The sequence below is a fragment of the Sphingomonas rubra genome (assembly GCF_900115745.1).
GTDB classification, from domain to species: Bacteria; Pseudomonadota; Alphaproteobacteria; order Sphingomonadales; family Sphingomonadaceae; genus Sphingomonas; species Sphingomonas rubra.
The window spans coordinates 186,627-210,331 of sequence record NZ_FOXP01000001.1 but is presented as its reverse complement, the minus strand read 5'-3'; the positions used below and the strand labels follow the sequence as shown (position 1 = coordinate 210,331).

General features: G+C 70.4%; 23 protein-coding genes, 1 tRNA gene and 1 pseudogene. 16 read left to right on the top strand and 9 right to left on the bottom strand.

Annotation, left to right across the window (positions count from 1 at the left end; all coding sequences use genetic code 11):
• Window positions 1-127 precede the first annotated feature (127 nt).
• The 4 genes from BM145_RS01060 (at window position 128) to BM145_RS01045 (ending at window position 3,886) form a co-directional block, all read left to right on the top strand.
• Entirely contained in the window at window positions 128-781 is a 654-nt protein-coding gene (locus BM145_RS01060) for a DUF6975 family protein (RefSeq protein ID WP_245738989.1), read from the top strand.
• A gap of 43 nt (window positions 782-824) precedes the next feature.
• The gene (locus BM145_RS01055) at window positions 825-1,673 is read left to right on the top strand and encodes an AAA family ATPase (protein WP_093330807.1); all 849 of its coding nucleotides are present in this window, start codon (window positions 825-827) and stop codon (window positions 1,671-1,673) included.
• Window positions 1,674-1,850: 177 nt separating this feature from the next.
• Window positions 1,851-2,408 carry a CHAP domain-containing protein gene (locus BM145_RS01050; RefSeq protein ID WP_093330173.1) on the top strand — a complete coding sequence of 186 codons (558 nt, stop codon included), beginning with the start codon at window positions 1,851-1,853 and terminating at the stop codon, window positions 2,406-2,408.
• A gap of 299 nt (window positions 2,409-2,707) precedes the next feature.
• Window positions 2,708-3,886 (top strand): vWA domain-containing protein, encoded by a 1,179-nt coding sequence (locus BM145_RS01045; RefSeq protein WP_093330170.1) that lies wholly within the window; start codon window positions 2,708-2,710, stop codon window positions 3,884-3,886.
• A 231-nt stretch (window positions 3,887-4,117) separates the two neighbouring features.
• On the opposite strand, the gene BM145_RS15905 is transcribed toward BM145_RS01045, so the two are convergent.
• A complete protein-coding gene (locus BM145_RS15905; protein WP_177200040.1) occupies window positions 4,118-4,261 on the bottom strand; it encodes a hypothetical protein in 144 nt (47 codons plus the stop codon).
• Window positions 4,262-4,354: 93 nt separating this feature from the next.
• On the bottom strand, window positions 4,355-5,440 hold the full coding sequence (locus tag BM145_RS01040; protein ID WP_093330168.1) for an anhydro-N-acetylmuramic acid kinase: 1,086 nt from the start codon (window positions 5,438-5,440) through the stop codon (window positions 4,355-4,357).
• A gap of 69 nt (window positions 5,441-5,509) precedes the next feature.
• Between BM145_RS01040 and rimO the strand changes: the two genes are divergently transcribed.
• Window positions 5,510-6,856, top strand: a complete 1,347-nt coding sequence (gene rimO / locus BM145_RS01035; RefSeq protein ID WP_093330165.1) for a 30S ribosomal protein S12 methylthiotransferase RimO — start codon at window positions 5,510-5,512, stop codon at window positions 6,854-6,856.
• Window positions 6,857-7,160: 304 nt separating this feature from the next.
• Window positions 7,161-8,531, top strand: coding sequence for a leucyl aminopeptidase family protein (locus BM145_RS01030; RefSeq protein ID WP_093330163.1), 1,371 nt, complete (start codon window positions 7,161-7,163; stop codon window positions 8,529-8,531).
• A gap of 52 nt (window positions 8,532-8,583) precedes the next feature.
• Here BM145_RS01030 and BM145_RS01025 read toward each other — a convergent pair whose 3' ends face one another.
• Window positions 8,584-9,132 (bottom strand): DUF4142 domain-containing protein, encoded by a 549-nt coding sequence (locus BM145_RS01025; RefSeq protein ID WP_093330160.1) that lies wholly within the window; start codon window positions 9,130-9,132, stop codon window positions 8,584-8,586.
• Between the two features lie 114 nt (window positions 9,133-9,246).
• Window positions 9,247-10,005, bottom strand: a complete 759-nt coding sequence (tpiA, locus tag BM145_RS01020) for a triose-phosphate isomerase (protein WP_093330804.1) — start codon at window positions 10,003-10,005, stop codon at window positions 9,247-9,249.
• A 124-nt stretch (window positions 10,006-10,129) separates the two neighbouring features.
• On the opposite strand from tpiA, the gene BM145_RS01015 reads away from it, so the two are divergent.
• Both BM145_RS01015 and BM145_RS01010 read left to right on the top strand, forming a co-directional pair.
• The gene (locus BM145_RS01015; protein WP_093330158.1) at window positions 10,130-12,079 is read left to right on the top strand and encodes a peptidylprolyl isomerase; all 1,950 of its coding nucleotides are present in this window, start codon (window positions 10,130-10,132) and stop codon (window positions 12,077-12,079) included.
• Between the two features lie 55 nt (window positions 12,080-12,134).
• Window positions 12,135-13,580, top strand: coding sequence for an anthranilate synthase component I family protein (locus BM145_RS01010; protein ID WP_245739009.1), 1,446 nt, complete (start codon window positions 12,135-12,137; stop codon window positions 13,578-13,580).
• A 174-nt stretch (window positions 13,581-13,754) separates the two neighbouring features.
• On the opposite strand, the gene BM145_RS01005 is transcribed toward BM145_RS01010, so the two are convergent.
• The gene (locus tag BM145_RS01005; RefSeq protein WP_093330153.1) at window positions 13,755-14,150 is read right to left on the bottom strand and encodes a hypothetical protein; all 396 of its coding nucleotides are present in this window, start codon (window positions 14,148-14,150) and stop codon (window positions 13,755-13,757) included.
• A gap of 114 nt (window positions 14,151-14,264) precedes the next feature.
• Between BM145_RS01005 and BM145_RS01000 the strand changes: the two are divergent.
• The 8 genes and pseudogenes from BM145_RS01000 to BM145_RS00965 form a co-directional block, all read left to right on the top strand.
• Window positions 14,265-14,837, top strand: a pseudogene (locus BM145_RS01000) (anthranilate synthase component II); the annotation flags it as partial.
• Window positions 14,838-14,944: 107 nt separating this feature from the next.
• Entirely contained in the window at window positions 14,945-15,940 is a 996-nt protein-coding gene (trpD, locus tag BM145_RS00995; protein WP_093330148.1) for an anthranilate phosphoribosyltransferase, read from the top strand.
• Entirely contained in the window at window positions 15,937-16,713 is a 777-nt protein-coding gene (gene trpC, locus BM145_RS00990) for an indole-3-glycerol phosphate synthase TrpC (protein ID WP_093330145.1), read from the top strand. Before trpD ends, trpC begins: the two co-directional genes overlap by 4 nt.
• Entirely contained in the window at window positions 16,710-17,186 is a 477-nt protein-coding gene (gene moaC / locus BM145_RS00985; protein WP_093330144.1) for a cyclic pyranopterin monophosphate synthase MoaC, read from the top strand. The genes trpC and moaC overlap by 4 nt, the downstream gene beginning before the upstream one ends.
• 69 nt (window positions 17,187-17,255) lie before the next feature.
• Window positions 17,256-18,458, top strand: a complete 1,203-nt coding sequence (locus tag BM145_RS00980) for a molybdopterin molybdotransferase MoeA (RefSeq protein ID WP_093330142.1) — start codon at window positions 17,256-17,258, stop codon at window positions 18,456-18,458.
• 56 nt (window positions 18,459-18,514) lie between these two features.
• Window positions 18,515-19,180, top strand: coding sequence for a transcriptional repressor LexA (gene lexA / locus BM145_RS00975; RefSeq protein ID WP_093330139.1), 666 nt, complete (start codon window positions 18,515-18,517; stop codon window positions 19,178-19,180).
• Between the two features lie 82 nt (window positions 19,181-19,262).
• Window positions 19,263-21,212, top strand: coding sequence for a CocE/NonD family hydrolase (locus BM145_RS00970; protein WP_093330137.1), 1,950 nt, complete (start codon window positions 19,263-19,265; stop codon window positions 21,210-21,212).
• Window positions 21,213-21,292: 80 nt separating this feature from the next.
• Window positions 21,293-21,369: transfer RNA gene (locus BM145_RS00965), tRNA-Arg, on the top strand.
• A 44-nt stretch (window positions 21,370-21,413) separates the two neighbouring features.
• Here BM145_RS00965 and BM145_RS00960 read toward each other — a convergent pair.
• From BM145_RS00960 to BM145_RS00945, 4 genes are read right to left on the bottom strand one after another with little or no spacing between them, the layout of a single operon-like run.
• Window positions 21,414-21,836 (bottom strand): DUF1178 family protein, encoded by a 423-nt coding sequence (locus tag BM145_RS00960; RefSeq protein WP_093330135.1) that lies wholly within the window; start codon window positions 21,834-21,836, stop codon window positions 21,414-21,416.
• The gene (locus BM145_RS00955; protein ID WP_093330133.1) at window positions 21,833-22,651 is read right to left on the bottom strand and encodes a carbon-nitrogen hydrolase family protein; all 819 of its coding nucleotides are present in this window, start codon (window positions 22,649-22,651) and stop codon (window positions 21,833-21,835) included. Before BM145_RS00955 ends, BM145_RS00960 begins: the two co-directional genes overlap by 4 nt.
• Window positions 22,648-22,905 (bottom strand): glutaredoxin 3, encoded by a 258-nt coding sequence (gene grxC, locus BM145_RS00950; RefSeq protein WP_093330130.1) that lies wholly within the window; start codon window positions 22,903-22,905, stop codon window positions 22,648-22,650. The genes BM145_RS00955 and grxC overlap by 4 nt, the downstream gene beginning before the upstream one ends.
• A gap of 32 nt (window positions 22,906-22,937) precedes the next feature.
• On the bottom strand, window positions 22,938-23,672 hold the full coding sequence (locus BM145_RS00945) for a ComF family protein (RefSeq protein WP_093330803.1): 735 nt from the start codon (window positions 23,670-23,672) through the stop codon (window positions 22,938-22,940).
• Window positions 23,673-23,705 lie beyond the last annotated feature (33 nt).

The following is a 23,705-nucleotide window of genomic DNA, read 5'->3' as shown; positions in this document are numbered from 1 at the left end:
TTCGCCCCGTTTCCGCGACGTTAACGCCCGCCACACCAAGTCTTTACGCGCTTCGGTATAGGCCGGGCGCACAAGGCGACCACGCACCGACACGTATGTCGGCGCGTTTGCCGGGAAGCGAGGAACCGTGAACACAGCGCAGCAGGACGGGCATCATGGCCCGCACGACATGGTGGAGGCTCTGGTCGCAGCGGACGGCAGCGCGCGCCATCCCCACGTTCGCCGCCTGCTGGAACCCCGCGCGCCGCGTCGCGACCTGGCGGACGCGCTGCACGCGCTGTGCGCCGTCCACGGCCACCATCCCGGCATGATCGACGCGGCGCTGACCCACTGCGCGCAGCCCGACGCGTGCGAATGGCTGGGCGATCTTGCCGCCAGCTTCGCCGCCGAGCGCACCGTGCTGGCGCAGCTGATCGCCGCCGCCGGCCCCCTCCCCTCGACGCCCGGCCAGGCGGAGAGCGAGCAGGCGCTGGCCGGCGTCCGCCACGCGCTGGAAATGCTCGCCCATTCCGACCGGGGCGGCTGCGCGACGGGCGCGGCGGCGGCGCTCGCGGCCGACTGGCACGCGATCCGCGACGTGATCGCGCGCGCCGCCGACTCTTTCGGGATCGAGCTGAGCGATCATGCCGCCGTGCCGCCTGCCCGGACGATCGCCGCGCTGACGATGCTCGGCGCCAACCCGCCGGCGGAGCGGGCGATGGGCTTCGGCGCACGCCAGCTGCTCGCCCAGCATCGCGGCCTGTGGGACCTGCTGGAGGCGCGCGCGTCCGCCCGCTCCTGAACGCCTGTTGACCTTCACCGGCGGCGCGGCCAATCCCGCCGCCATGAAGCGTTTCCAGAGCACCTCCAGCTACGTCGCCACCGACGACCTGCGCGTCGCCGTCAACGCCGCCGTGCAGCTGCGCCGCCCCCTGCTGGTGAAGGGGGAGCCCGGCACCGGCAAGACGGTGCTGGCGCGCGAGATCGCGCAGGCCGTCGATGCCGAGCTGATCGAGTGGAACGTCAAATCGACCACCAAGGCGGCTCAAGGGCTGTACGAGTACGACGCCGTCGCCCGCCTGCGCGACGGCCAGTTGGGCGACGCGCGCGTCCACGACATCGCCAACTACATCCGCCGCGGTAAATTGTGGGAGGCGTTCACGCGCCCCACGCCGCCCGTGCTGCTGATCGACGAGATCGACAAGGCCGACATCGAATTCCCCAACGACCTGCTCCACGAGCTCGATCGCATGGAGTTCCACGTCTACGAGACCGGCGAGACCGTCCGCGCGCACGAGCGCCCGATCGTGGTCATTACCTCGAACAACGAGAAGGATTTGCCCGACGCCTTTCTGCGCCGCTGCTTCTTCCACTACATCAAGTTTCCTGACCGCGAGACGATGCAGGCCATCGTCGACGTCCACTTCCCCGGCATCCAGAAGCTGCTGGTGTCGAAGGCGATGGACGTGTTCTACGACATCCGCGAGGTGCCGGGCCTCAAGAAGAAGCCGTCCACGTCCGAGCTGCTCGACTGGCTGAAGCTTCTGCTGCACGAGGACATGCCCCTCGACGTGCTCCAGAACCGCGACCCGACCAAGGCGATCCCGCCGCTCCACGGCGCGCTGCTGAAGAACGAGCAGGACATCATGATGTTCGAACGACTGGCCTTCATGGCCAAGCGGCAGGGCCGCTGATCCGGTCATCCAGCGGCGTACGCACGCTGCGACATCAAACACCCGGTCGACGGATCGGAAGGCGAAGCGCCCGCGGGGTGATCGGCGGGCATCACGCCATCCGTCAACGTCGATTTTCCGGCGCGTTAACCACATGGCGCAATGCGGCAGTCAGGGGCGACGGTGTAGCCCCGCCTCATGCGAACGACGCTCCGCGCCCTGTCTCTCGCCGCCGCCTTCCTGACGGTCGCGACCGGCGTGGAGGCGCGGTCGCTGCTCGATTACGTCGGCCAGTGCGTACCCTTCGCGCGGGAGGCATCCGGCATCGCGATCTACGGTGACGCCTGGACCTGGTGGGACCAGGCGGACGGCCGCTACGCCCGCGGCCACAAGCCCAGACAAGGCGCCGTGATCGTCTTCGCCAAGACCGACCGCCTGCGCCTCGGCCACGTCGCCGTCGTCAGCCGCGTGGTGGAGAAGCGCGTGCTGATGCTGACGCACGCCAACTGGTCGCGCCAGAACGGCGAGCGCGGCCATGCCGAACAGGACGTGACGCTCTACGACGTGAGCCCCCGCAACGACTGGTCCAGCGTCAAGGTCTGGTACCGCGATTCCAATGGCCTGGGCGGCGGCATCTACCCGGTCGAGGGCTTCATCTACGGCACCGGCCGCACCGCACCCGAACTGACCGCCCGCAACCCCGATTATGTCGGCGCGCTGATCGACGCCTACGTGCCCGAGGCCGCCGCCCGTTAGAGACGGGACGACACCCAGCTGACCCAATCTCCGTACGCCCTGAGGATAGGCTTCTTAAGCACCAACGGTTCTACGTGACGCAATCGCGCGCATCGACATTCGGCATTTTGCACCCCGGCGAAGGCCGGGGTTTCAGTCGGGAAGGTCGTGGAAGAGGCGCAACGACCGGCCATTCGCATCTCCCAGCTGGACCCGGGCCCCTGCCGGGGTCGACAATGAGGCGAAGCGTTGAATGTCGATCCCCGTAGCTCGCGCGCGGGGGCTGTCGTTTCGTATGGCGATGTGGCACCGCCCCAGCCATGTTCCTGAGCTTCCTCGACGAACTCCGCACCGCCGGCATCCCGGCGAGCCTCAAGGAGCATTTGCTGCTGCTGGAGGCGCTCGACGCCGAGGTGATCGGCCGCACGCCCGAGGACTTCTACTATCTCGCCCGCGCTACCTACGTGAAGGACGAGGGGCTGCTCGATCGCTTCGACCAGGTCTTCGCGCGCGTCTTCCGCGGGATCTTCGCCGACTACGGCCAGCAGCCCGCCGATATCCCTGAGGACTGGCTGAGAGCCGTCGCCGAGAAGTTCCTGTCGCCCGAGGAAATGGAGGCGATCAAGTCGCTCGGTTCCTGGGAAGAGATCATGGACACGCTCAAGAAGCGGCTGGAGGAGCAGCAGGGGCGCCACCAGGGCGGCAACAAATGGATCGGCACCGGCGGCACCTCGCCCTTCGGCAACGGCGGCTACAATCCAGAGGGCGTCCGCATCGACGGCGAGTCCCGTCACAAGCGCGCGATCAAGGTGTGGGACCAGCGCGAGTTCCGCAACCTCGATTCCACCAAGGAACTCGGCACCCGCAACATCAAGGTCGCGCTCCGCCGCCTGCGCCGCTTCGCGCGCGAGGGGGCGGCCGACGAGCTGGACATCGACGGCACGATCGCCGGTACCGCGCGCCAGGGCTGGCTCGACGTGCGGATGCGGCCGGAGCGGAAGAACGCGGTCAAGCTCCTCCTCTTCCTTGACGTCGGCGGCTCGATGGACCCGTTCGTCAAGCTCTGCGAGGAACTGTTCTCGGCGGCGACGTCCGAGTTCAAGAACATGGAATTCTTCTATTTCCACAATTGCCCGTACGAGGGCGTGTGGAAGGACAATCGCCGCCGTTTCCAGGAGCGGACGCCGACCTGGGACGTGCTGCACAAATACGGCCACGACTATAAATGCGTGTTCGTTGGCGACGCCTCGATGAGCCCCTACGAGATCAGCCATCCCGGCGGCTCGGTCGAGCACATGAACGAGGAGGCGGGCGCCGTCTGGCTCCACCGGCTGACGACGACGTACCCGGCCAGCGTCTGGCTCAACCCGATCCCCGCGGAGCAATGGGGCTACACCCAGTCGATCCGCATGGTCCGCGAGATCATGGCCGACCGCATGTACGGCCTGACGCTAGGCGGCTTGGAGGAGGCGATGCGCGAGCTGACGAGGAAGCGATGACCGGTCCGCCCGAGGTGTTGGTTCTCCAGCCAGTATAACTCTTCTTCCGGCATCCCGGACTTGTTCCGGGGTCCACCGTGCCGCAAGATCAGCAACGTATTGTTATGCGGCACAGTGGATGCCGGAACGAGTCCGGCATGACGAAGAAAGTTCGTAGAACTCGCGAAGAGCCGAGTCGATGATTTGAAATGCTCCGATCCTAGTCGGAGCACGAAGGCTCAGAATAGGGCCTCACCCGCCCAGCGCGGCGATCTTCTGCGTGTAGCTCTCGACCAACCGCAATCGTCGATCGCGCGCCTCGGCGGTCAGCGCGCGTTCGGCGGCAGTGCGCTCCATGCTCAGGCGGCGGATATAGTAACGCAGATCGGATTCCATCGAGACGTCCCCTCCCCGGTTCGTCGCTTGATCCATGATAGCCGACAAAAGGTCAGTCGAGGGTTAATATCAACCTGTCCGCCCAGCCGACCTTCAAACGCGGTGAATGACGCCGCCGGTCAATGGCTTAGCCACGCCGGTGGTGCCCGGGAAGCTGATCGGCAGCCCGCGAAGCGTTCGCACCGCCATGTAGGCGAAGCCCTCCGCCTCCACGCCGTCTCCGTTCCAGCCGAGCGATTCGGCCGTTTCGGGAACGATCCCCGTCCGCGTGGCGATCATGGCCAGCATCGTTGGATTGTGCCGCCCGCCGCCCACCACCAGCAACCGCCGCGGCCGATCGGGCAGGTGCCGTAGCGCGAGCGCCACCGTCTCGGCGGTAAAGGCGGTCAGCGTCGCCGCGCCATCCGCCGCCGACAGTCCGCGCGCCGGCTGGATCGTGAAATCGCTGCGGTCGAGCGACTTGGGCGGCGCCTCGTCGAAGAAGGGATGATCCAGCATCGCCGTCAGCACCGTTTCGTCGACGCGCCCCGCCGCCGCCAGCGCACCGCCCTGGTCGAAGCGCGCGCCGCTCGCCTCGCCGACCCAGTCGTCGACCAGCCCGTTCGCCGGCCCCGTGTCGAACGCGACCAGCGCGCCGTCCGCGCCGACATACGTGACGTTGGCGACGCCTCCCAGGTTCAGCACCGCCACAGGCTTCTCCAGACCCGCGACCAGCGCAGCATGGTAGACCGGCAACAGCGGCGCGCCCTGCCCGCCCGCCGCCACGTCGGCGGAGCGGAAATCGGCCACCGTCGTGATCCCCGTCGCCGCGGCGAGGGCGGCGCCGTCGCCGATCTGCCACGTCCAGCCGCGATCGGGCCGGTGCGCGACCGTCTGCCCATGAAAGCCGATCACGCCCACGTCCGCCGCCTCGACCCCAGCCTCGCGCAGCAGCTTGTGCACCGCCATCGCGTGCGTCCGCGTGATGAGCTGCGCCGCCGCATCCACCGGGGGGCTCGCCCGCGGCCGGTCGTAGGTCAGCGCCACCCGCGTCGCCTCCGCCAGCTCGGCCCGCGCCGCGTCCGAGTACGCCTCCCCCCGGAACGCCACCGGCCGCACCAGCGCCTCGCCGTCCGTCTCGATCAAGGCCGCGTCGATCCCGTCGAGCGAGGTTCCGGACATGAGACCGATGGCGAGCATCCGCCCGTCGAAGCACGAAACCCCGCCGCTGGCAATTACTTGGGACCGGCCCTATGTGCGCCCACGCTCATGGCCACCGTTCTCCCCTCTCCACCGCGCGTCGGCATGGTGTCGCTCGGCTGTCCCAAGAACCTGGTCGACAGCGAGCGGATCCTGACGCAGCTGCGCGCCGACGGCTATCAGATGTCGCCCGACTATGCCGGCGCCGACGTCGTGCTCGTCAACACCTGCGGTTTCCTCGATTCGGCCAAGGAGGAGAGCCTGGAGGCGATCGGCGAGGCGATCGCGGAGAACGGCCGCGTTATCGTCACCGGTTGCATGGGCAAGGAAGCCGAGGCGATCCGCGCCCGCTTTCCGCAGGTGCTCGCGATCACCGGCGCGCACGAGTACGAGCAGGTGGTCGAGGCGGTGCACGAGGCGGCGCCCGCCAACCTGTCCCCCTATCTCGACCTGATCCCCGATGCAGGACTCAAGCTCACCCCGCGCCACTACAGCTATCTGAAGATTAGCGAGGGCTGCAACCATCGCTGCTCCTTCTGCATCATCCCGTCGTTGCGCGGCGATCTTGTCAGCCGCCGCCCCGACGCGATCCTGCGCGAGGCGGAGAAGCTGGTCGCGGCGGGCACTAAGGAGCTGCTGGTCATCAGCCAGGATACCAGCGCCTACGGCATCGATATCCGCCGCGAACCGCGCGCGTGGAAGGGCCGCGAGGTCGTGCCGCACATGACTGATCTCGCCCGCGAACTCGGCCGGATCGCCCCCTGGGTCCGCCTCCACTACGTCTATCCTTACCCGCACGTCGATCAGGTCATCCCGCTGATGGCCGAGGGGTTGGTCCTCCCCTATCTCGACATTCCGTTCCAGCACGCGGCGCCCGCCGTCCTCAAGCGGATGAAACGCCCCGGCAACGACGCCAAGGTGCTGCAACGCATCCACCAGTGGCGCGACATCTGCCCCGACATCGCCATCCGCTCGACCTTCGTCGTCGGCTTCCCCGGCGAGACGGAGGCGGATTTCGAGTATCTGCTCGACTGGTTGGACGAGGCGCAGCTCGACCGCGTCGGCGCTTTCCGCTTCGAACCTGTCGAGGGCGCCGCCGCCAACCTCCTTCCCGACCCCGTGCCCGAGGCGGTGAAGGAAGAGCGCTACGCCCGCATCATGGCGAAGACCGCCGCCATCTCCGCCGCCAAGCTCGCCGCCAAGGTCGGCCGCACGCTCGACGTGATCGTCGACGCGGTCGACGCGGAGGGCGGCGCCACCGGCCGCTCCCAGGCGGACGCGCCGGAGATCGACGGCGAGGTGTTTCTGCGCGACGCGGCACACCTCGCGGTCGGCGACATCGTGGCGGTGACGATCGAGGATGCCGACGAGCACGACCTGTACGGCGTGCCTGTAGTTAATTTCGCGACCTCCTAGAGCGAGATGGCGTCGGGTTGACCCACCACCGTTCGCCCTGAGGAGAGGCTGAGCGAAGTCGAAGCCTCGTCTTGAAGGGCATGTGCTTCGAGACGGCATTTCGACCAGCTCAATGCCTTCTCGACACGAACAGTTCTATGGAAAGTCATGATGTTCTAACGCCCTATCATCACCCCGACTTCATTTGCTTCCGACGCCGGTATGACCGGCGCGCGCCCGTAACTCTCCCGCGTCGTGAAGACGGCGGCCGTACGCAGCCCTCCCGGCGGTTGCCCCCGCCCGCGGCATCTGCTTCGTGGAAGCCATGACCCGCTTCGCCCCCCTGCTCCAGCCCGATCGCGGCCAGCCCGCCCACACCATTCACCTGCTCGCCCCGTCCGAGCACGACGCTTGGCTCGCCACGCAACCCGCCCGCACCCGAGCGAGCCTCGCCGCGCAGCGTTTCGCGGGCAAGGCGAACACCCACGCCGTTATCACCGGAGAGGGGGAGGACTGGTCGATCGTCGCCGCGGTTGCCGATCGGACCTCACCCTGGACGTTGGCGACACTGGCCGAGAGGCTGCCACCCGGCACCTACCGCGTCGACGGCGCGACGCCGCCCGCGCTCGGCTGGCTGCTCGGCCAATATCGCTTCACCCGCTACCGCCCGGCCGAGGATGCGGCGCCGCGCGTCCTGCTCACCGACGCGGCCGCCGACATCGCGGAGACGCTGCGGATCGCCGACGCGGTCGCCACCGTCCGCGACCTCGTCAACACCCCCGCCGGCGATTGCGGGCCCGCCGAACTGGAAGCGGCGGTCGAGCAACTCGCCGAGCACCACGGCGCGACGGTGACCGTCCGGCGCGGCGGCGAGCTGGCGGAAGGCTTTCCGATGATCCACGCCGTCGGCCGCGCCGCCGCGCGCGATCGTGCCCCACGGCTGATCGAACTGAGCTGGGGCGACCCGCAACACCCGCGCGTCGCGCTGGTCGGCAAGGGCGTCAGCTTCGATACCGGCGGCCTCGACATCAAGCCCGCCGCCGGCATGCGGCTGATGAAGAAGGACATGGGCGGTGCCGCGCACGCGCTGGCGCTCGCCGGGCTGGTCATGGAGGCGCGGCTTCCCGTCCGGCTCCACCTGCTGATCCCCGCGGTCGAGAACGCGATCTCCGCCGACGCCTTCCGCCCCGGCGACGTGCTGCGCAGCCGCAAGGGGCTGACAGTCGAGAACACCAACACCGATGCGGAGGGACGGTTGATCCTCGGTGATGCGCTGACCCGCGCGGGCGAGGAGAAGCCGGAACTGATCCTCGATTTTGCCACGCTGACCGGGGCGGCGCGCGTCGCGCTAGGCCCCGACCTGCCGCCGCTCTTCACCGATGACGAAAACCTCGCCCGCGATCTGCTCGCGGCGGGCGAGGCACAGGACGATCCGCTGTGGCGCATGCCGCTGTGGAACGGGTATGACGAGATGCTGGTGTCCGACGTGGCCGACATGGTGAACGCACCCGAGGGCGGCATGGCGGGCGCGATCACCGCCGCGCTGTTCCTCCGCCGCTTCGTGCCCGCCGAGGTGACCTGGGCGCATCTCGACGTGTTCGCCTGGCGACCGTCGGCGAAACCTGGCCGGCCGAAGGGCGGCGACGCCTACGGCCTTCGTGCCGCCTGGTCGCTGCTCAAGGCGCGCTACTCCTGAACGGCCATCCGTGAAGAAAGGCCCGGCCGCGAACGGAGCCGGGCCCCGTCGATCACTGGCCGGTGGCGCCGCCCATCGCGCCCTGCATCTTCTGGGCATCGGCCAGGTGGCGCTTGACGATCGGCACCGCCTTCTTGGCCGACGCCTTCAGCGCCGCCTGGTCGCCGTTCCTGGCATAGCTCTGGTGCAGGTCGAGTGCCGCCTGGTGAGCGGGGATCTGCTGGCCGAGATACAGCCGGTCGAAATCGGCCGGCGCCGCCTGCTGCAACTCGTTGATCGATGCCGTGGCGCCGGCGTCCAGCATCGGCGGGCTCGGCTCCATGCCGGCCTTCCTGGCGGCGGCCATCGTCGCGGCGGTCGTCTTCTGATGATGGTCGATCATCATCTGCGCATATTTCTTGATGCCCGCATTCTGCGACTTCTGCAGCGCCACCTGGCTCGAGTTGATCTCGTACAGGTCGCTCATCCCCGCGGCCTTCACATAGGCGGCGGCCTGGGTCTTCGCCTCGGCGGGCGGCGGGGGCGGTGGGGTCTGCGCCGACGCGATCGACGGTCCGGCTGCGAGAGCGAAGGCCAACGCGATGCTCGTGAACTTGGTCATGGTCAATCTCCTGAACGGGGCGGCAACCGTGAACCACGCATCGCCGCCGCACGACCGTTCAATCGCCCGACCCCGCGAGCCTGTTCCGCCGCACCGCCGGAAACACGATCCAGATCAACGAGAAGGCCGGTCCAGTCCCGCCGCCGCCTCGATGATCGGCACGAACTTGGCCGCTGTCAGGCTCGCGCCGCCGACCAGTGCGCCGTCGACGTCGTCGGTGCCCAGGATCGCCGCCGCGTTGTCGCCGACCACCGACCCGCCGTACAGGATCCGGACGCCGTTCGCGCGCTCGCCGATCATGTGGCGCAGCTTGGCGCGCGCGATCGCGTGGATCGATCCGATCTCCTCCGCCGTCGGCGTCCGCCCGGTGCCGATCGCCCAGCGCGGCTCGTAGGCGAGGGTGAACCAGCTCCCGTCCGCATCGTCGGGCACCGATTTCTCGATCTGCGCCTGCACGACGCGCTCGGCCCGGCCCGCATCGCGTTCCGCCTCCGTCTCGCCGCAGCACAGGATGACCTGGAGCCCGCGGCGATGCGCCGCCGTCGCCTTGGCCCAGGCGTCGTGGCTGGTCTCGCCCTGGTCGGCGCGGCGCTCGGAATGGCCGACGATCGTGAAGCGTGCGCCCGCCTCGGCGACCATCGCCGCGGAGACGCAGCCGGTATGCGCCCCTGAATCCGCCTCGTGCACGTCCTCCGCGCCGATCGACAGGCCAGGTACGCGCGCCGTGGCGGGGTGGATCAACGTGAACGGCACCGCCACCGCCACGTCGATCCCGCGCGCCGCAGTCGCCGCCGCGGCGATCGCGTCCAGCTCGGCGAGTGCCGCCTTCGACCCGTTCATCTTCCAATTGCCCGCCACCAGCTTGCGCCGCATCGTCATTCTCTCCCGTGATCGACGCCCGCGATAGCGTGCTCCGCCCGCCGCACAACCCGCGCGCTTGATGCAACCCGCCGCCGCCCCTACAGCACCGCATCTTCTTCCTGCACGACGGACGCTCATGCTCGGTTTCTTCCGCCGCATCATCAACTCGAAGGTCGGCATCGTCGTCACCTTCATCGTGCTGGGCATCGTCGCGCTCGCCTTCGCGGCGGGCGACGTGTCGAACCTATCGATCGGCTCGGGCGGCGTCGCCAAGGGCGACGTGGCGCAGGTCGGCGACGCCGACGTCACCGTCAACGACCTGCGCACCCGCGCGCAGGAAGAGGTCGCCGCCGCGCAGCGCCAGCAGCCTACCGCCGACATGGATCAGTATCTCGCCGCCGGCGCGCTGGAACGCGCGCTGGAACAGCTGGTCACCACCACCGCGCTCGCCGAGTACGCGCGCGACCAGGGCATGGTCGTCTCCAAGCGGCTGGTCGACGGCCAGATCGCCAGCATCCCCGCCTTGCAAGGGCCGAATGGCAAGTTCGACGAGCAGGCGTACCGCCGCATCCTCGCCGAGCGGCGGCTGACCGACGCGCGCATCCGCGCCGACATCGCCCGCGACGTACTGGTCCAGCAGCTGATCGGCCCGACCGTCGGCGCCGCGCAGGTCTCGGCGCAGCTGGCGCTCCCCTACGCCTCGCTGCTGCTGGAGCGTCGCGCGGGCCAGGTCGCCTTCGTGCCCACCGCCGCCGTTCCCGCCGGCCCCGCCCCTACCCCGCAGGAGGTGCAGAGCTTCTACGGCCGCAACCTGAACCGCTACCGCGTGCCCGAACGGCGCGTAATCCGCTACGCGCTCGTCACGCCCGAGGCGGTGCGCGCCCGCGCCACGCCCACCGAGGCCGAGATCGCGCAGGCCTATGCCGCCGACCGCGCCAAATACGCCGCCACCGAGCGGCGCGACATCACCCAGGTGATCGTGTTCGACCAAGCCGGTGCCGCCGCGCTCGCCGCCAAGGTACGCGGCGGCACCGCGCTCGCCGTCGCCGCCCGCGCTGCCGGGCTGGAGCCGTCAACGATCCCCGCGATCGACAAGGCCGCCTATGCCGGCCAAACCTCCGCCGCCGTCGCCGATGCGGTGTTCGGCGCGGCGCAGGGGGCGGTCGTCGGCCCGGTGCGCGGCCCCATCGGCTTCGTCGTCGCGCGCGTCGACAAGGTCGAGCAGGTCGCCGGCCGCAGCCTCGCCCAGGTCCGGGACGAGATCGCCGCCGCGCTGACGGCACGCAAGACCGCCGACGCGCTCGCCGACCTGCGCAACACCATGGACGAGGGGCTGAGCGGCAGCGCCACCTTCGACGAGGCCGTCGCCGACGCCAAGCTGACGGCCAGCACCACCGGCGCGCTGGCCGCGACCGGCACCGATCCGCTCAGTGCCGAGGCACAGCCCGATCCCGCGCTCCAGCCGCTGGTCGCCGCCGCGTTCCAGGCGCAGGACGGCGATCCGCCGCAGCTGGTGCAGACCGCGCCGGACGGCAGCTTCGCGATCGTCGCGGTCGGCCGGGTGCTGCCCGCCGCGCCTCGTCCGCTCGCGGAGATCCGCGACCGCGTCGCCGCCGATTTCGTCGCCGACCGTCGCCAGCAGGCCGCGCGCCGGATCGCCGACGAGGTGCTCGCCCGCGTCAACCGCGGCACCCCGCTGCCCCGCTCGCTGCAACAGGCGAACGTGGCGCTGCCCGCCGCCCGCCCGATCGCCGCCTCGCGCGCGCAGCTCGCCCAGGCGCGTGGCGGTGCCGAACCCGCGCTCGCACTGATGTTCTCCATGGCGCCCAACACCGCCAAGCTGCTGGCGGCACCGCAGGGCGCCGGCTGGCTGGTCATCAAGCTGGACCAGATCCAACGCGGCGACGCGTCCAAGACGCCGGGCGCGGTCGCCGCCGCACGATCGGACATCGGCCGCTCGATCGGCGCGGAATATACCGAGCAGTTCGCCCGCGCCGTCCGCGCCTCGCTTGGCGTCAAGACCGAACCGGCGGCGATTGCCCGCGTTAAGGCCGACCTGTCGGGCCAGGGAGGCTCCGGTAACTGACGCGCGAACGGCCCCGCGCGCGGCCCGGGCGGCGCTCGCCGCAGGCCGCCCGGCGCTGATCTGGCGCCGGCAGGTCGCTGATACGGAGACGCCGGTCGCCGCCGCCCTGAAGCTGATCGAGCCGGGCCGCGGCGACTTCCTGCTCGAATCGGTCGAGGGCGGCGCGATCCGCGGCCGACACAGCCTGATCGGCCTTGCCCCCGACCTTGTCTTTCGCGCGCGCGGCCACCGTGCCGAGGTCAACCGCGCCTGGGCCACCGACCGCGACGCATGGCAGCCGTGCCCGCTGCCGACGCTCGCCGCGCTCCGCGACCTCGCTGCCCAGGTCCACTGCGACGTGCCGCCGGAACTGCCGCGCGCGCTCGCCTGCCTGGTCGGCTATTTCGGCTACGAGACCGTCGGCCTGGTCGAGGATCTGGCCCAGCCCGCCGCCGACCCGCTCGACCTGCCCGACACGGTGTTCGTCCGTCCCACGGTGCTGCTGGTGTTCGACCGGCTGGCCGACGAACTGTTCCTGGTCGCCCCCGCCTGGCCCGATCCCGCGCAGGACCCCGACGCGATCGCCGCCGCCGCCAATGCACGGCTCGAGGCGGTCGCCGCGCGCCTCGCTACCGCGCCGCGGCCCGATCCCGTGCGTGCCGCCGCGACCGAGCCGGCCTACATCCCCGCCCTCTCCCCCGAGCGCTACGGCGAGATGGTCGCCGCCGCCAAGGAGTATATCGCAGCCGGCGACATCTTCCAGGTCGTCCTCGCCCAGCGCTTCACCGCGCCCTTCCCGCTACCGCCATTCGAGCTCTACCGCTCGCTGCGCCGGATCAACCCGTCGCCCTTTCTCTATCATCTCGACCTGCCCGGCTTCACGCTCACCGGTTCCAGCCCCGAAATCCTGGTCCGCGTCCGCGACGGCGAGATCACCGTCCGCCCGATCGCCGGCACCCGACCGCGCGGCCGCACCGCGAGCGAGGACGAGGCGAACCGCGCCGCCCTCCTCGCCGATCCCAAGGAGCGTGCCGAGCACCTCATGCTCCTCGACCTCGGCCGCAACGACGCCGGCCGTGCCGCGACGCCGGGCAGCGTCCGCGTCACCGACAGCTACACGGTCGAACTCTACAGCCACGTCATGCACATCGTGTCGAACGTCGTCGCGACGCTGTCGCCGGACCGCGACGCGATCGACGCCATGTTCGCCGGCTTCCCCGCCGGCACCGTCAGCGGCGCCCCGAAGGTCCGCGCCTGCCAGATCATCGCCGAGCTGGAGCCGGAGCGACGCGGCGCCTATGCCGGCGGCGTCGGCTATTTCTCCCCGGACGGGTCGCTCGACAGCTGCATCGTGCTGCGCACCGCGGTGGTGAAGGACGGCATGATCCATGCCCAGGCTGGCGCCGGCATCGTCGCCGACTCCGATCCGGCCGCCGAGCAGCGCGAGTGCGAGGCCAAGGCCGGCGCGATCCTCGCCGCGGCCCGCGACGCGGTCGCCAGGGCCAAGCGGAACGATTATTGAGGCTCGTTCACGGTCGACGTCGTTCACGAGGAAGCCGACGCTTGCCACCTTCGATGCGTCACCCCGGCCTTGTACCGAGTCCAGGGTGAAGCAGCGACACGGCTCGCGGCACTGGATGCCGGGACGAGCCCGGCATGACGCGTGTTCCTGGAGAGCACGCCCGATCTAGCGACCTCAAGGCACCTGTGCTGCGCCATCCACGCCCGCCTTGCGATCGCGCGCATAGGCCTGCAACGCCTGCAGCGAACACCCGGTCGCCCCGCCCGTTCCAATCGGCGAGCAGGTGTTCGGCAGCCCGGCGGCGCGCCGACTGACATCGTCGATCGCGGCCGCGCGGTTGACCCAGCTCTGGTTCTGCGCCGCAATCGGGCCGCTGTCGCGCAGCGCGGGCGGGATGCGATACGGTTCTTCGGCGCGGCGGCAGACCACGACCTCTTCCGCCGTCGACTCGGGGCATTTCTGCCCCTGGTCAACGGTGACGCTGCGGATGCGCTGCGGTGCCGTGCCCGATTGTGCGGCGGCGAGCGCCGGCGTGGCGACGATCGCGGCGGCGAGGGCAATGCGAAACATGGCACGTTCTCCTTCATGTTCAACAACGTCCGGCGCCGTGCCTGGCTCCGCCGGCGGGCCTCCATTCGTCGCGGGTCTTGCGGGATTGTTTCGCGCGCGTATGGCAAACGACACATGATCCTCGTCATCGACAATTACGACAGCTTCACCTGGAACCTCGTCCACTATCTGCAGCAGCTCGGCGCCGCGGTGGAGGTGGTGCGCAACGACGCCATCTCGGCGGGCCAGGCCCTGTCGTCGGGAGCGGAGGCGTTCCTGATTTCTCCCGGCCCCTGCACGCCCGGTCAGGCGGGCGTGTCGCTGGACCTGGTCGAGGCCTGCGCGGCGGAGGCGCGGCCGCTGCTCGGCGTCTGCCTGGGCCACCAGGCGATCGGCCAGTATTTCGGCGGGCGGGTGGAACGCGGCGGGCTGATGCACGGCAAGACCTCGCCGATCACCCATGACGGCTCCGGCATGTTCGAGGGACTGCCCGCGCCCTTCACCGCCACCCGCTACCACTCGCTCGTCGTCAACGACGTGCCCGACGCGCTCCACGTCAACGCCCGCGCTGACGACGGCCACGTCATGGCGTTCCACCATCGCACGCTCCCCATCCACGGCGTCCAGTTCCACCCGGAGAGCATCGCCACCGAGCACGGCCACGCCATGCTCGCCAACTTCATGCGCCTGGCGGGCATGACGATCTCTTCTTCCCTCCCGCTGGCCGGAGGGGCCGGGGGAGTGCAGCCTCCCCAGCGTGACGATCGAAATCCACCCTCCCTTGATGCCTTTCGTCGGCGGGAGGGGGGTGCCGCATGACTACGCTCGCCCTCCTCCCCAATCCCACCACTCCGCTGTCACGCGAGTCCGCCCGCCAGGCCTTTGCCGACATCCTCGACGGCCGCACCTCGGAACAGCAGATCGCCGACTTCCTCCTCGGCCTGACCGATCGTGGCGAAACCTCGATCGAGATCGCCGAGGCCGCGCGGGCCTTGCGCGAACGCCTGCTCCCCATCGACGCCCCACCCGGCACGATCGACGTCTGCGGCACCGGCGGCGACGGCCACCACACGCTCAACGTCTCCACCGCCGTCTCGCTCGTCGTCGCCGCGGCGGGCGTCCCCGTCGCCAAGCACGGCAACCGCGCCGCCTCGTCCAAGGCCGGTGCCGCCGACACGCTGGAGGCGCTCGGCCTGGACATGGCCGCGGCGGGCGCCAGCGCGGAGCGGACGCTGGCCGATCTCGGCATCTGCTTCCTGTTCGCCGCCAACCATCACCCGGCGATGCGCCGCATCCAGCCGATCCGCCAGCGGCTCGGCCGCCGCACGATCTTCAACCTCATGGGTCCGCTCGCCAATCCGGCCCACGTCACCCGCCAGCTGATCGGCATCGCCCGCCCCGACTACGCGCCCGTCTATGCCGAGGCGCTGGAACAGCTCGGCACCGAGGCCGCCTTCGTCGTCTCGGGCGAGGAAGGGCTGGACGAATTGTCGAGCGCCGGCCCGAGCGTCGTCGTGTCTGTCGGCGCGGCGGCGCTGCCGCCCCGTGTCGCGCCGGAGGACGCAGGCCTGCCGCGCGCGCCGCTGTCGGCGATCCATGGCGGCGACCCCGCCTTCAACGCTCTCGCGCTCCGCCGCCTGCTCGCCGGCGAGCACGGACCCTACCGCGATGCCGTCCTCCTCAACGCCGCTGCCGCGCTGGTCCTCGCCGACCGCGCCGACACGCTGACGGCGGGCACCGCGCTCGCCGCCGAGCAGCTCGACGGCAACACCGCCTCCCGCCTGCTCGACGCCTGGATCGCCACCGTATGACCATTCTCGACACGATCATCGCCACCAAGCGGCACGAGGTCGCCGCCCGCAAGGCCGCGCGGTCGCGCACCGCGCTCGACGCCGCCATCGCCGCGCAGACCCCGCCCCGCGGCTTTCGCGCCGCCCTTGATGCGGCGCCGGGCCACGCGCTGATCGCCGAGATCAAACGAGCCAGCCCCTCCAAGGGCCTGATTCGCGACACCGACTGGGACCCGCCCGCCCACGCCCGCGCCTATGCCGAAGGCGGCGCGACCTGCCTGTCGGTGCTGACCGACGAGAGCTATTTTCGAGGGTCCGACGATTTTCTGGTGCAGGCGCGCGCCGCCGTGTCGCTGCCTGTGCTGCGCAAGGATTTCACGATCGATCCCTGGCAGGTCCACGAGGCGCGCGCGCTCGGTGCCGACGCGGTGCTGCTGATCGTCGCCGCGCTCGACGACGACACCCTCTACGCCTGCGATGCCGCCGCGCGCGAACACGCGATGGACGTACTGGTCGAGGTGCATGACGAGGCCGAGCTGGACCGCGCGATCAGGCTCGGCGCGCGCCTGATTGGCTGCAACAACCGTGACCTGCGCGACTTCTCGGTCGATCCCGCGCGCTCCTACCGGCTGCGCGCGCTCGCCCCCGACTGCACGTTCGTGGCGGAGAGCGGCCTGGCGACCCGTGCCGACCTCGACGCCATGGCCGCGCACGGCGTCCACGCCTTCCTGATTGGCGAGGCGCTGATGCGCCAGCCCGATCTCGCCGCCGCCACCGCCGCGCTGGTCGGATGACCGGCCTCACCCATCTCGACCAGGCCGGTGCCGCGCGCATGGTCGATGTCGGCGACAAGCCCGCTACCGCGCGCGATGCGACCGCCATCGGCCGCATCGCCATGTCGGCGGACGCGCTGGCGCTGGTCCGCGACGCGTCGGCGAAGAAGGGCGACGTGCTCGCCGTCGCCCGCGTCGCCGGCATCATGGCCGCCAAGCGCACCGCAGACCTCATCCCGCTCTGCCACCCCCTCCCGCTCACCCGCGTCCGCCTCGACCTCGCGATCGAGGATGACGGCGTGTCGGTATCGGCCACCTGCGCTACCTACGGGCAGACCGGCGTCGAGATGGAAGCCCTCACCGCCGCCGCGGTGGCGCTGCTCACCGTCTACGACATGGTCAAGGCGGTGGATAAGCACATGACCATCGACGCCGTTCGCGTCGTTGCCAAATCCGGTGGCAAGTCGGACGATTGGGCGGCGGACGCCGAATAGCGGCGCAGACCACCCGCTACAGCCCATCGGGACTGTTCTCCCCCGGCGCTTTCTGGTTGTAGGGCGCCCATGCCCCATCCCACTCGATTGACGCCCCTGATCCCCGTGGCCGAGGCACAATCCCGCCTCTTCGCCCTCGCCCGGCCTGTTCCGGCGGAGACGCTCCCCCTCCGCGCCGCCGCCGGCCGCTGGGCCGCCGAGGACGTCCTGGCCCGCCGGACGCAGCCCGCCGCCGACTTGTCGGCGATGGACGGCTATGCCATCCGCTTCGCCGACCTGCCCGGCCCCTGGCACGTCGTCGGGGAGAGCGCCGCGGGCAGCCCCTATCCCGGCACCGTCGGCATGGGCGAGGCGACCCGCATCTTCACCGGCGCCGCCCTCCCCCCCGGCGCCGACACCGTCCTGATCCAGGAGGAGGCCGCCCGCGACGGCGCCACCCTCCACCTCGACGGCGAGGGCCCCGCCCATCTCGGTCGCAACACCCGCGCCCGCGGCCTCGATTTCCACGCCGGCGCCCTGCTCCTCCGCGCCGGCGACCGCCTCACCCCCGCGCGCGTCGCCGTCGCCGCGACCGGCGGCCACGCCACCCTCCCCGTCCGCCGCCCCGTCCGCGTCGCGATCGCCGCCACCGGCGACGAGCTCGTCCCGGCCGGCAGCGACGCCACCGGCCTCCAACTGCCCGAGTCGAACGGCGTGATGCTCGCCGCCATGCTCGCCGACCTGCCGGTCGAGGTGATCGATCTCGGCATCCTGCCCGATCGCCTCGACGTGCTGCGCGACGCCTTCGCCGCCATCGATGCCGACCTCCTCGTCACCACCGGCGGCGCCTCGGTCGGCGACCACGACCTCGTCCGCCCCGCGCTGGAGGCGGCCGGCGGCACCATCGATTTCTGGCGCATCGCGCTCCGCCCCGGCAAGCCGATGATGGCCGGGCGGCTCGGCGAGGCGGTAGTGCTCGGCCTGCCCGGCAATCCCGTCTCCGCCTTCGTCACCGCGACGCTGTTCGTCCGGCCGATGGTGGCGCACCTCGCCGGCGCGCGCGATCCGCTGCCCACCATGACGGGCGCGCTGCTCGGCGAGGACCTGCCCGCCAATGGCGGCCGCACCGACTATCTCCGCGCCGAGCTGCGCGATGGCAAGGCATATGCCTCCACCATTCAGGACAGCTCGATGCTGCTCACGCTGGCGCGATCGACCTGCCTGATCGTGCGCGAGGCCGACGCACCCGCGGCCCGCGCGGGCGACTCGGCGGAAATCCTCATAATCGCTTGACGGCAAGCGATACGTTCCATATCGGTTCCCAGTCTGTTCCCGACGGAGGACCGTTTATGCTCACCCGCAAGCAGCACGAACTGGTGTGCTTCATCAACGACCGGCTCGCCGAGACCGGCGTCTCCCCTTCGTTCGAGGAGATGAAGGAGGCGCTCGACCTCAAGTCCAAGTCGGGGGTCCACCGTCTCATCTCCGCGTTGGAGGAGCGCCAGTTCATCCGCCGCCTGCCCAACCGCGCCCGCGCGCTCGAAGTGCTGCGGATGCCCGAACGGGCCGAGAAGAAGCCGGCCAAGGCGAACGTCAAACCGGCGCCCGCCCCCGTGCGCGAGCCCGCCAACGACGTGGTCGACATTCCGCTGCACGGGCGCATCGCCGCCGGCGTGCCGATCGAGGCGTTCGAGGGCTCGGCGATGCTCGCCGTTCCCGCCGCGCTGCTCGGCCAGGGGGAGCATTACGCGTTGGAGGTCGCCGGCGACTCGATGGTCGAGGCCGGTATCCTCGACGGCGACTACGCCCTTGTCCGCCGCACCGAGACGGCGCGCGACGGGGAGATCGTCGTGGCGCTGATCGAGGAGGCGGAGGCGACCCTCAAATATTTCCGCCGAGAGGGCGCGATGGTCCGGCTCGACCCCGCCAATCGCTCCTACGATCCCCAGCGCTACGCTCCCCAGCAGGTCCGCATCCAGGGCAAGCTATCGGGCATCCTGCGCCGCTACGACTGATCGTGTAACCTTGTAACACGGCGCTTTCGGCGGCGGCACGGGCGCGCTAGGATTCGGTCATCCTGTCCGGAGTAGCCGTCCCATGAAGCCGATCCTCTGCCTTGCCGCCTCGCTCGTCGCGCTCACCCCCGCCTTGGCGCAGCAGCCCGCCCCCAAGGACTCGGCGGTTCGCGCGGAGGCGACCGGCGGCGACGTGCCGCAGAAGTTCACGCCACCGACCGCGCAGAACGATTACGACAAGCGCGTGGCGATGATCCCGATGCGCGACGGCACGCGGCTCTACACAGTCATCGTCGTGCCCAAGGGGGCGACCAACGCCCCGATCGTGCTCACCCGCACGCCCTACAACGCCAAGGGGCGTGCCACCCGCACCGACAGCGCCAGCATGCTCGCGACGCTGCCGCTCGCCGACGAGATGTTCGTGCGCGGCGGCTATATCCGCGTCTACCAGGACATCCGCGGCAAATACGGGTCGGAGGGCGATTACGTCGTGACGCGGCCGGTCGTCGGCCCGCTCAATCCGACCAAGGTCGATCACGTCACCGACGCGTATGACACGATCGACTGGCTGGTGAACAAGGCGAACCTGCCCGAGTCGAACGGCCGTGTCGGCATGATCGGCAGCTCGTACGAAGGCTTCACCGTCGCCATGGCGCTGCTCGCCCCCCACCCCGCGCTCAAGGTCGCCGCGCCCGAGAGCCCGATGATCGACGGCTGGATGGGTGACGACTGGTTCCACCACGGCGCCTTCCGCCTCGCCAACATCGCCTGGCTCGGCAGCCAGACCGGCTACAAGGGGGCGGGCGCCGCCCCGCCGACCGGCGGCTGGGACGATTACGACAATTTCCGCGAGGTCGGCTCGGCCGGTGCCTGGGCGAAGAAGTCGGGCTACGATCAGCTTCCCTACTGGCAGCGCATGGTCTCGCACCCCGCCTATGACGGCTTCTGGCAGGGGCAGGCGCTCGACAAGCTTCTCGCCGCCAACCCGTCCAACGTCCCGACCATCTGGGAACAGGGCCTATGGGACCAGGAGGACATGTACGGCGCGATCACCGCGTGGGAGGCGCTCAAGGCCAAGGGCAAGCTCGGCAACAACTTCCTCGTCATGGGTCCGTGGCGGCACAGCCAGGTCAATCGCGAGGGCCGCAGCCTGGGCCCGTTCCAGTGGGACGGCGACACCGCGCAGCAGTTCCGCGAGCGCATGGTCCTGCCGCTGTTCGACCAGTATCTGAAGGACGGCCCGCCCGCCCGACTGCCGCAGGTCGCGATCTACAACACGGGCGAGAACCACTGGGATCGCCTGACCACCTGGCCGCTCGCCTGCGAGCAGGGCTGCGCCGCGCCGCTCAAGCCCATCTATTTCGACGCGGCCGGCGGCCTCGGTTTCGCCACCCCTGCGCGCGGCAGCGACCGCTACGTCTCCGACCCCGCCAAGCCGGTCCCGCATTTGCCGCGGCCGGTGAATTTCGAGGACGGGCGCTGGGGCGACTGGCTGGTCAGCGACCAGCGCGGCGTCGACGGACGCCCCGACGTCCTGACCTATCAGACGCCCGTCCTGACCGATGCCGTCCGCGTGTCAGGCGCGCCGATCGCCGACCTGTTCGCGCGCACCACCGGCACGGACGGCGACTTCGTCGTCAAGGTGATCGACGTCGCCCCAGCCGAGAACGCCACCGATCCCAAGATGGGCGGCTATCAGCTCGCGATCTCGCAGGACATTTTCCGCGGCCGCTACCGGAACAGCTTCGCCAAGCCGTCGGCGATCCCGGCGAACAAGGTGCAGGAATACCGCTTCCGCCTGCCGACCGTGAACCACGTCTTCCAGCCTGGTCACCGCATCATGGTACAGGTCCAGTCGAGCCAGTTCCCGCTCTACGATCGCAACCCGCAGACCTACGTGCCCAACATCTTCCTGGCGAAGAAGGAGGATTACCGTCCCGCGACGATCACCGTGGAACGCGGCGGTACGACGCCGAGCCGCGTCTGGCTGCCGGTCGTGCCGGTCGACCAGCGCGCGGTGGCCGCCCGCTGAACGGAGGAACGATTCCGCGCCCCGACCGCCAGGGAAAAAGTGGCTGACGGGGCGCGATTGCCGCCCTAAACAGCCGCCGTGGCTCCGTAGCTCAGCCGGATAGAGCAAGCGTTTCCTAAACGAGAGGTCGGGGGTTCGAGTCCCTCCGGGGCCACCATCTCCATCGACGCCAGAATAATCCGTCGGCGTGTGGCAGCCGGATCAGTTGACCTGTTTGGGCGGCACCACCGGCAGCGGCAGCGGCGCGACCGGAACACCATCGTCGATCAGGGCACGCGCCTCCTCGCGCGTCGCCTGGCCGTGGATCGTCGCGTGCGGCTCGTCGCCGGCATGCATCGCGCGCGCCCGCGACGCGAAGCCGCTGCCGACCCACTCCGAGCCCGAGAGCACCTTCGCCTGCGCCGCGGCGAGGGCACCGATCATCTGCTTCATCGCCGCGGGCGACGGCTGCCGATTGCCCTTGGTCGGAACCGCCGGCGCCATCACCGCCTTGTTGATATCGTCTGCCCCGCAGATCGGGCAGGCGAGCAGCTTGGCCGTGCGCTGCTCGTCATAGGCTGCGCCGGATGCGAACCACGCCTCGAACACATGGCCGTCGCCGCAGCGGAGGTCGAAGACGATCACGACGCGATCGGCGGGATGGCGCGGCGATGCGCGAGCACCGGCACCCGCGCCCGGACGGTGGCAAGCACGGCCGGATCAAGCGTCGCGTAGCCCAGGCCCGGCTCCTCCCCCATGTCGAGCAGCACCTCGCCCCAGGGATCGACCACCAGCGAGCGACCGTACGTCTCGCGGCCATCCTCGTGCACGCCGGTCTGCGCCGCGGCGACGACGAAGCACCCCGTCTCGATCGCACGGGCGCGCAGCAGCACGTGCCAATGCGCCGCTCCGGTCGGCCGGGTAAAGGCAGCGGGCACCGACAGCAGCGTCGCCCCCGCGTTGCTCATCGTGCCGTAGAGATCGGGAAAGCGCAGATCGTAGCAGATCGACAGCCCGATGCGTCCGATCGGCGTCTCCGCGACCACCGCCTGCTCGCCCGGCGCATAGCTGTCCGATTCCCGCCAGCGCTCGCCCGTGGGCAGGTCGACGTCGAACAGGTGCATCTTGTCGTATCGTGCCCGGACGTTGCCGCTATCGTCGATGACGAAGCCGCGATTGGCCAAGCGGCCGTCCGCCCGGCGGACCGCCAGTGACCCGAGCTGCACCCACAGGCCCGCCTCCGCCGCGGCGTCGCGTACCGCGCGCAGCACCGGATCGTCCTCCTCGCGCGTGATTGACGCCGCCGCCCGCGCGCGGTCACGGTCGATCAGCCCCGACATTTCCGGCGTGAACAACATCGCGGCGCCATTCGCCGCGGCCGCCCGCACCGCCGCCTTCAGCGTGGCGGCGTTCGCCCGCGGGTCGATCCCTGCGGTCATCTGCAACAGCGCGATCTTCACGCCGTCAGCAACGGGTCCAGCCCCCCGCGCGCGTCGAGCGCCGCCAGATCGTCCGACCCGCCGATATGCCGCCCGTCGATGAAGACCTGCGGCACGGTGGTGCGCCCGCCCGCCCGCTCGATCATCTCGCCGCGGCGCGGACCGCCCATGGTGATGTCGATCTCGTCCGGCGAGACGCCCTTCGACGCCAACAGCCGCATCGCGCGCGTGCAATAGGGACAGAACGCCTTGGTGTAGATTTCAACGGTCGCCATGCACGGCGAAGTGTGGACGGACGGCCGCCTTGTCAATCCGCGGTCTCCGGCAGCACCCGTGCCCAGCACAGGATCGTCACCGATGCCGCACCCGCCCGGCGCAGCGCCCGCACGCAGCCATCGGCGGTCGCGCCGGTCGTGTAGACGTCGTCGACCAGCACGATCCGCCTGCCCCGCACCGCGGCGCGCCCGGCCGCCTCCACCGCGAACGCCCCCGCCACCGTCCGCGCGCGTGCCCGCCGCCCCAGGCCACGCAGCAGCCGCGTTCGCCGAACCCGCACCAGCAGCCGGTGATCCCGCGGCACGCCCGTCCGCCGCGACAGCGCGTCCGCGATTAGCGCCGCCTGGTTGAAGCCGCGCGTCCACAGCCGCCAGCGATGGAGCGGCACCGGCACCAGCAACTCCGCATCCGCCGGCATCCACCGGGCCATCGACCGCGCCATCGTCTCGGCCAACGCGATCCGTCCACCGTGCTTCAACCGCACGGCCAGCGCCGCCGCCGTGTCGCCGTAAGCGACCGCGGCGTGCACCCCGGCGTGCCGCGGCGGCGCGGAGAGGCACGCGGCACAGCGCGCCTCCTCGCCACGGTGAAAGGCGAAGGGCAGCCGGCATCCCGCGCACCAGGGCGGCCCCAGGAAGCGCATGCCCGACCAGCAGGCGCCGCAGAACTGATGGTCCTCCGCCACCGGCTCACCGCATCCGGCGCACCGCGGCGGCAGCGCGTAGGCGACCACCTGTCGCAGCAACTGGGAAACGGAACCGGGCACGTCGGGCTTGTCCCCTGCCGCCGACCCCGGCAC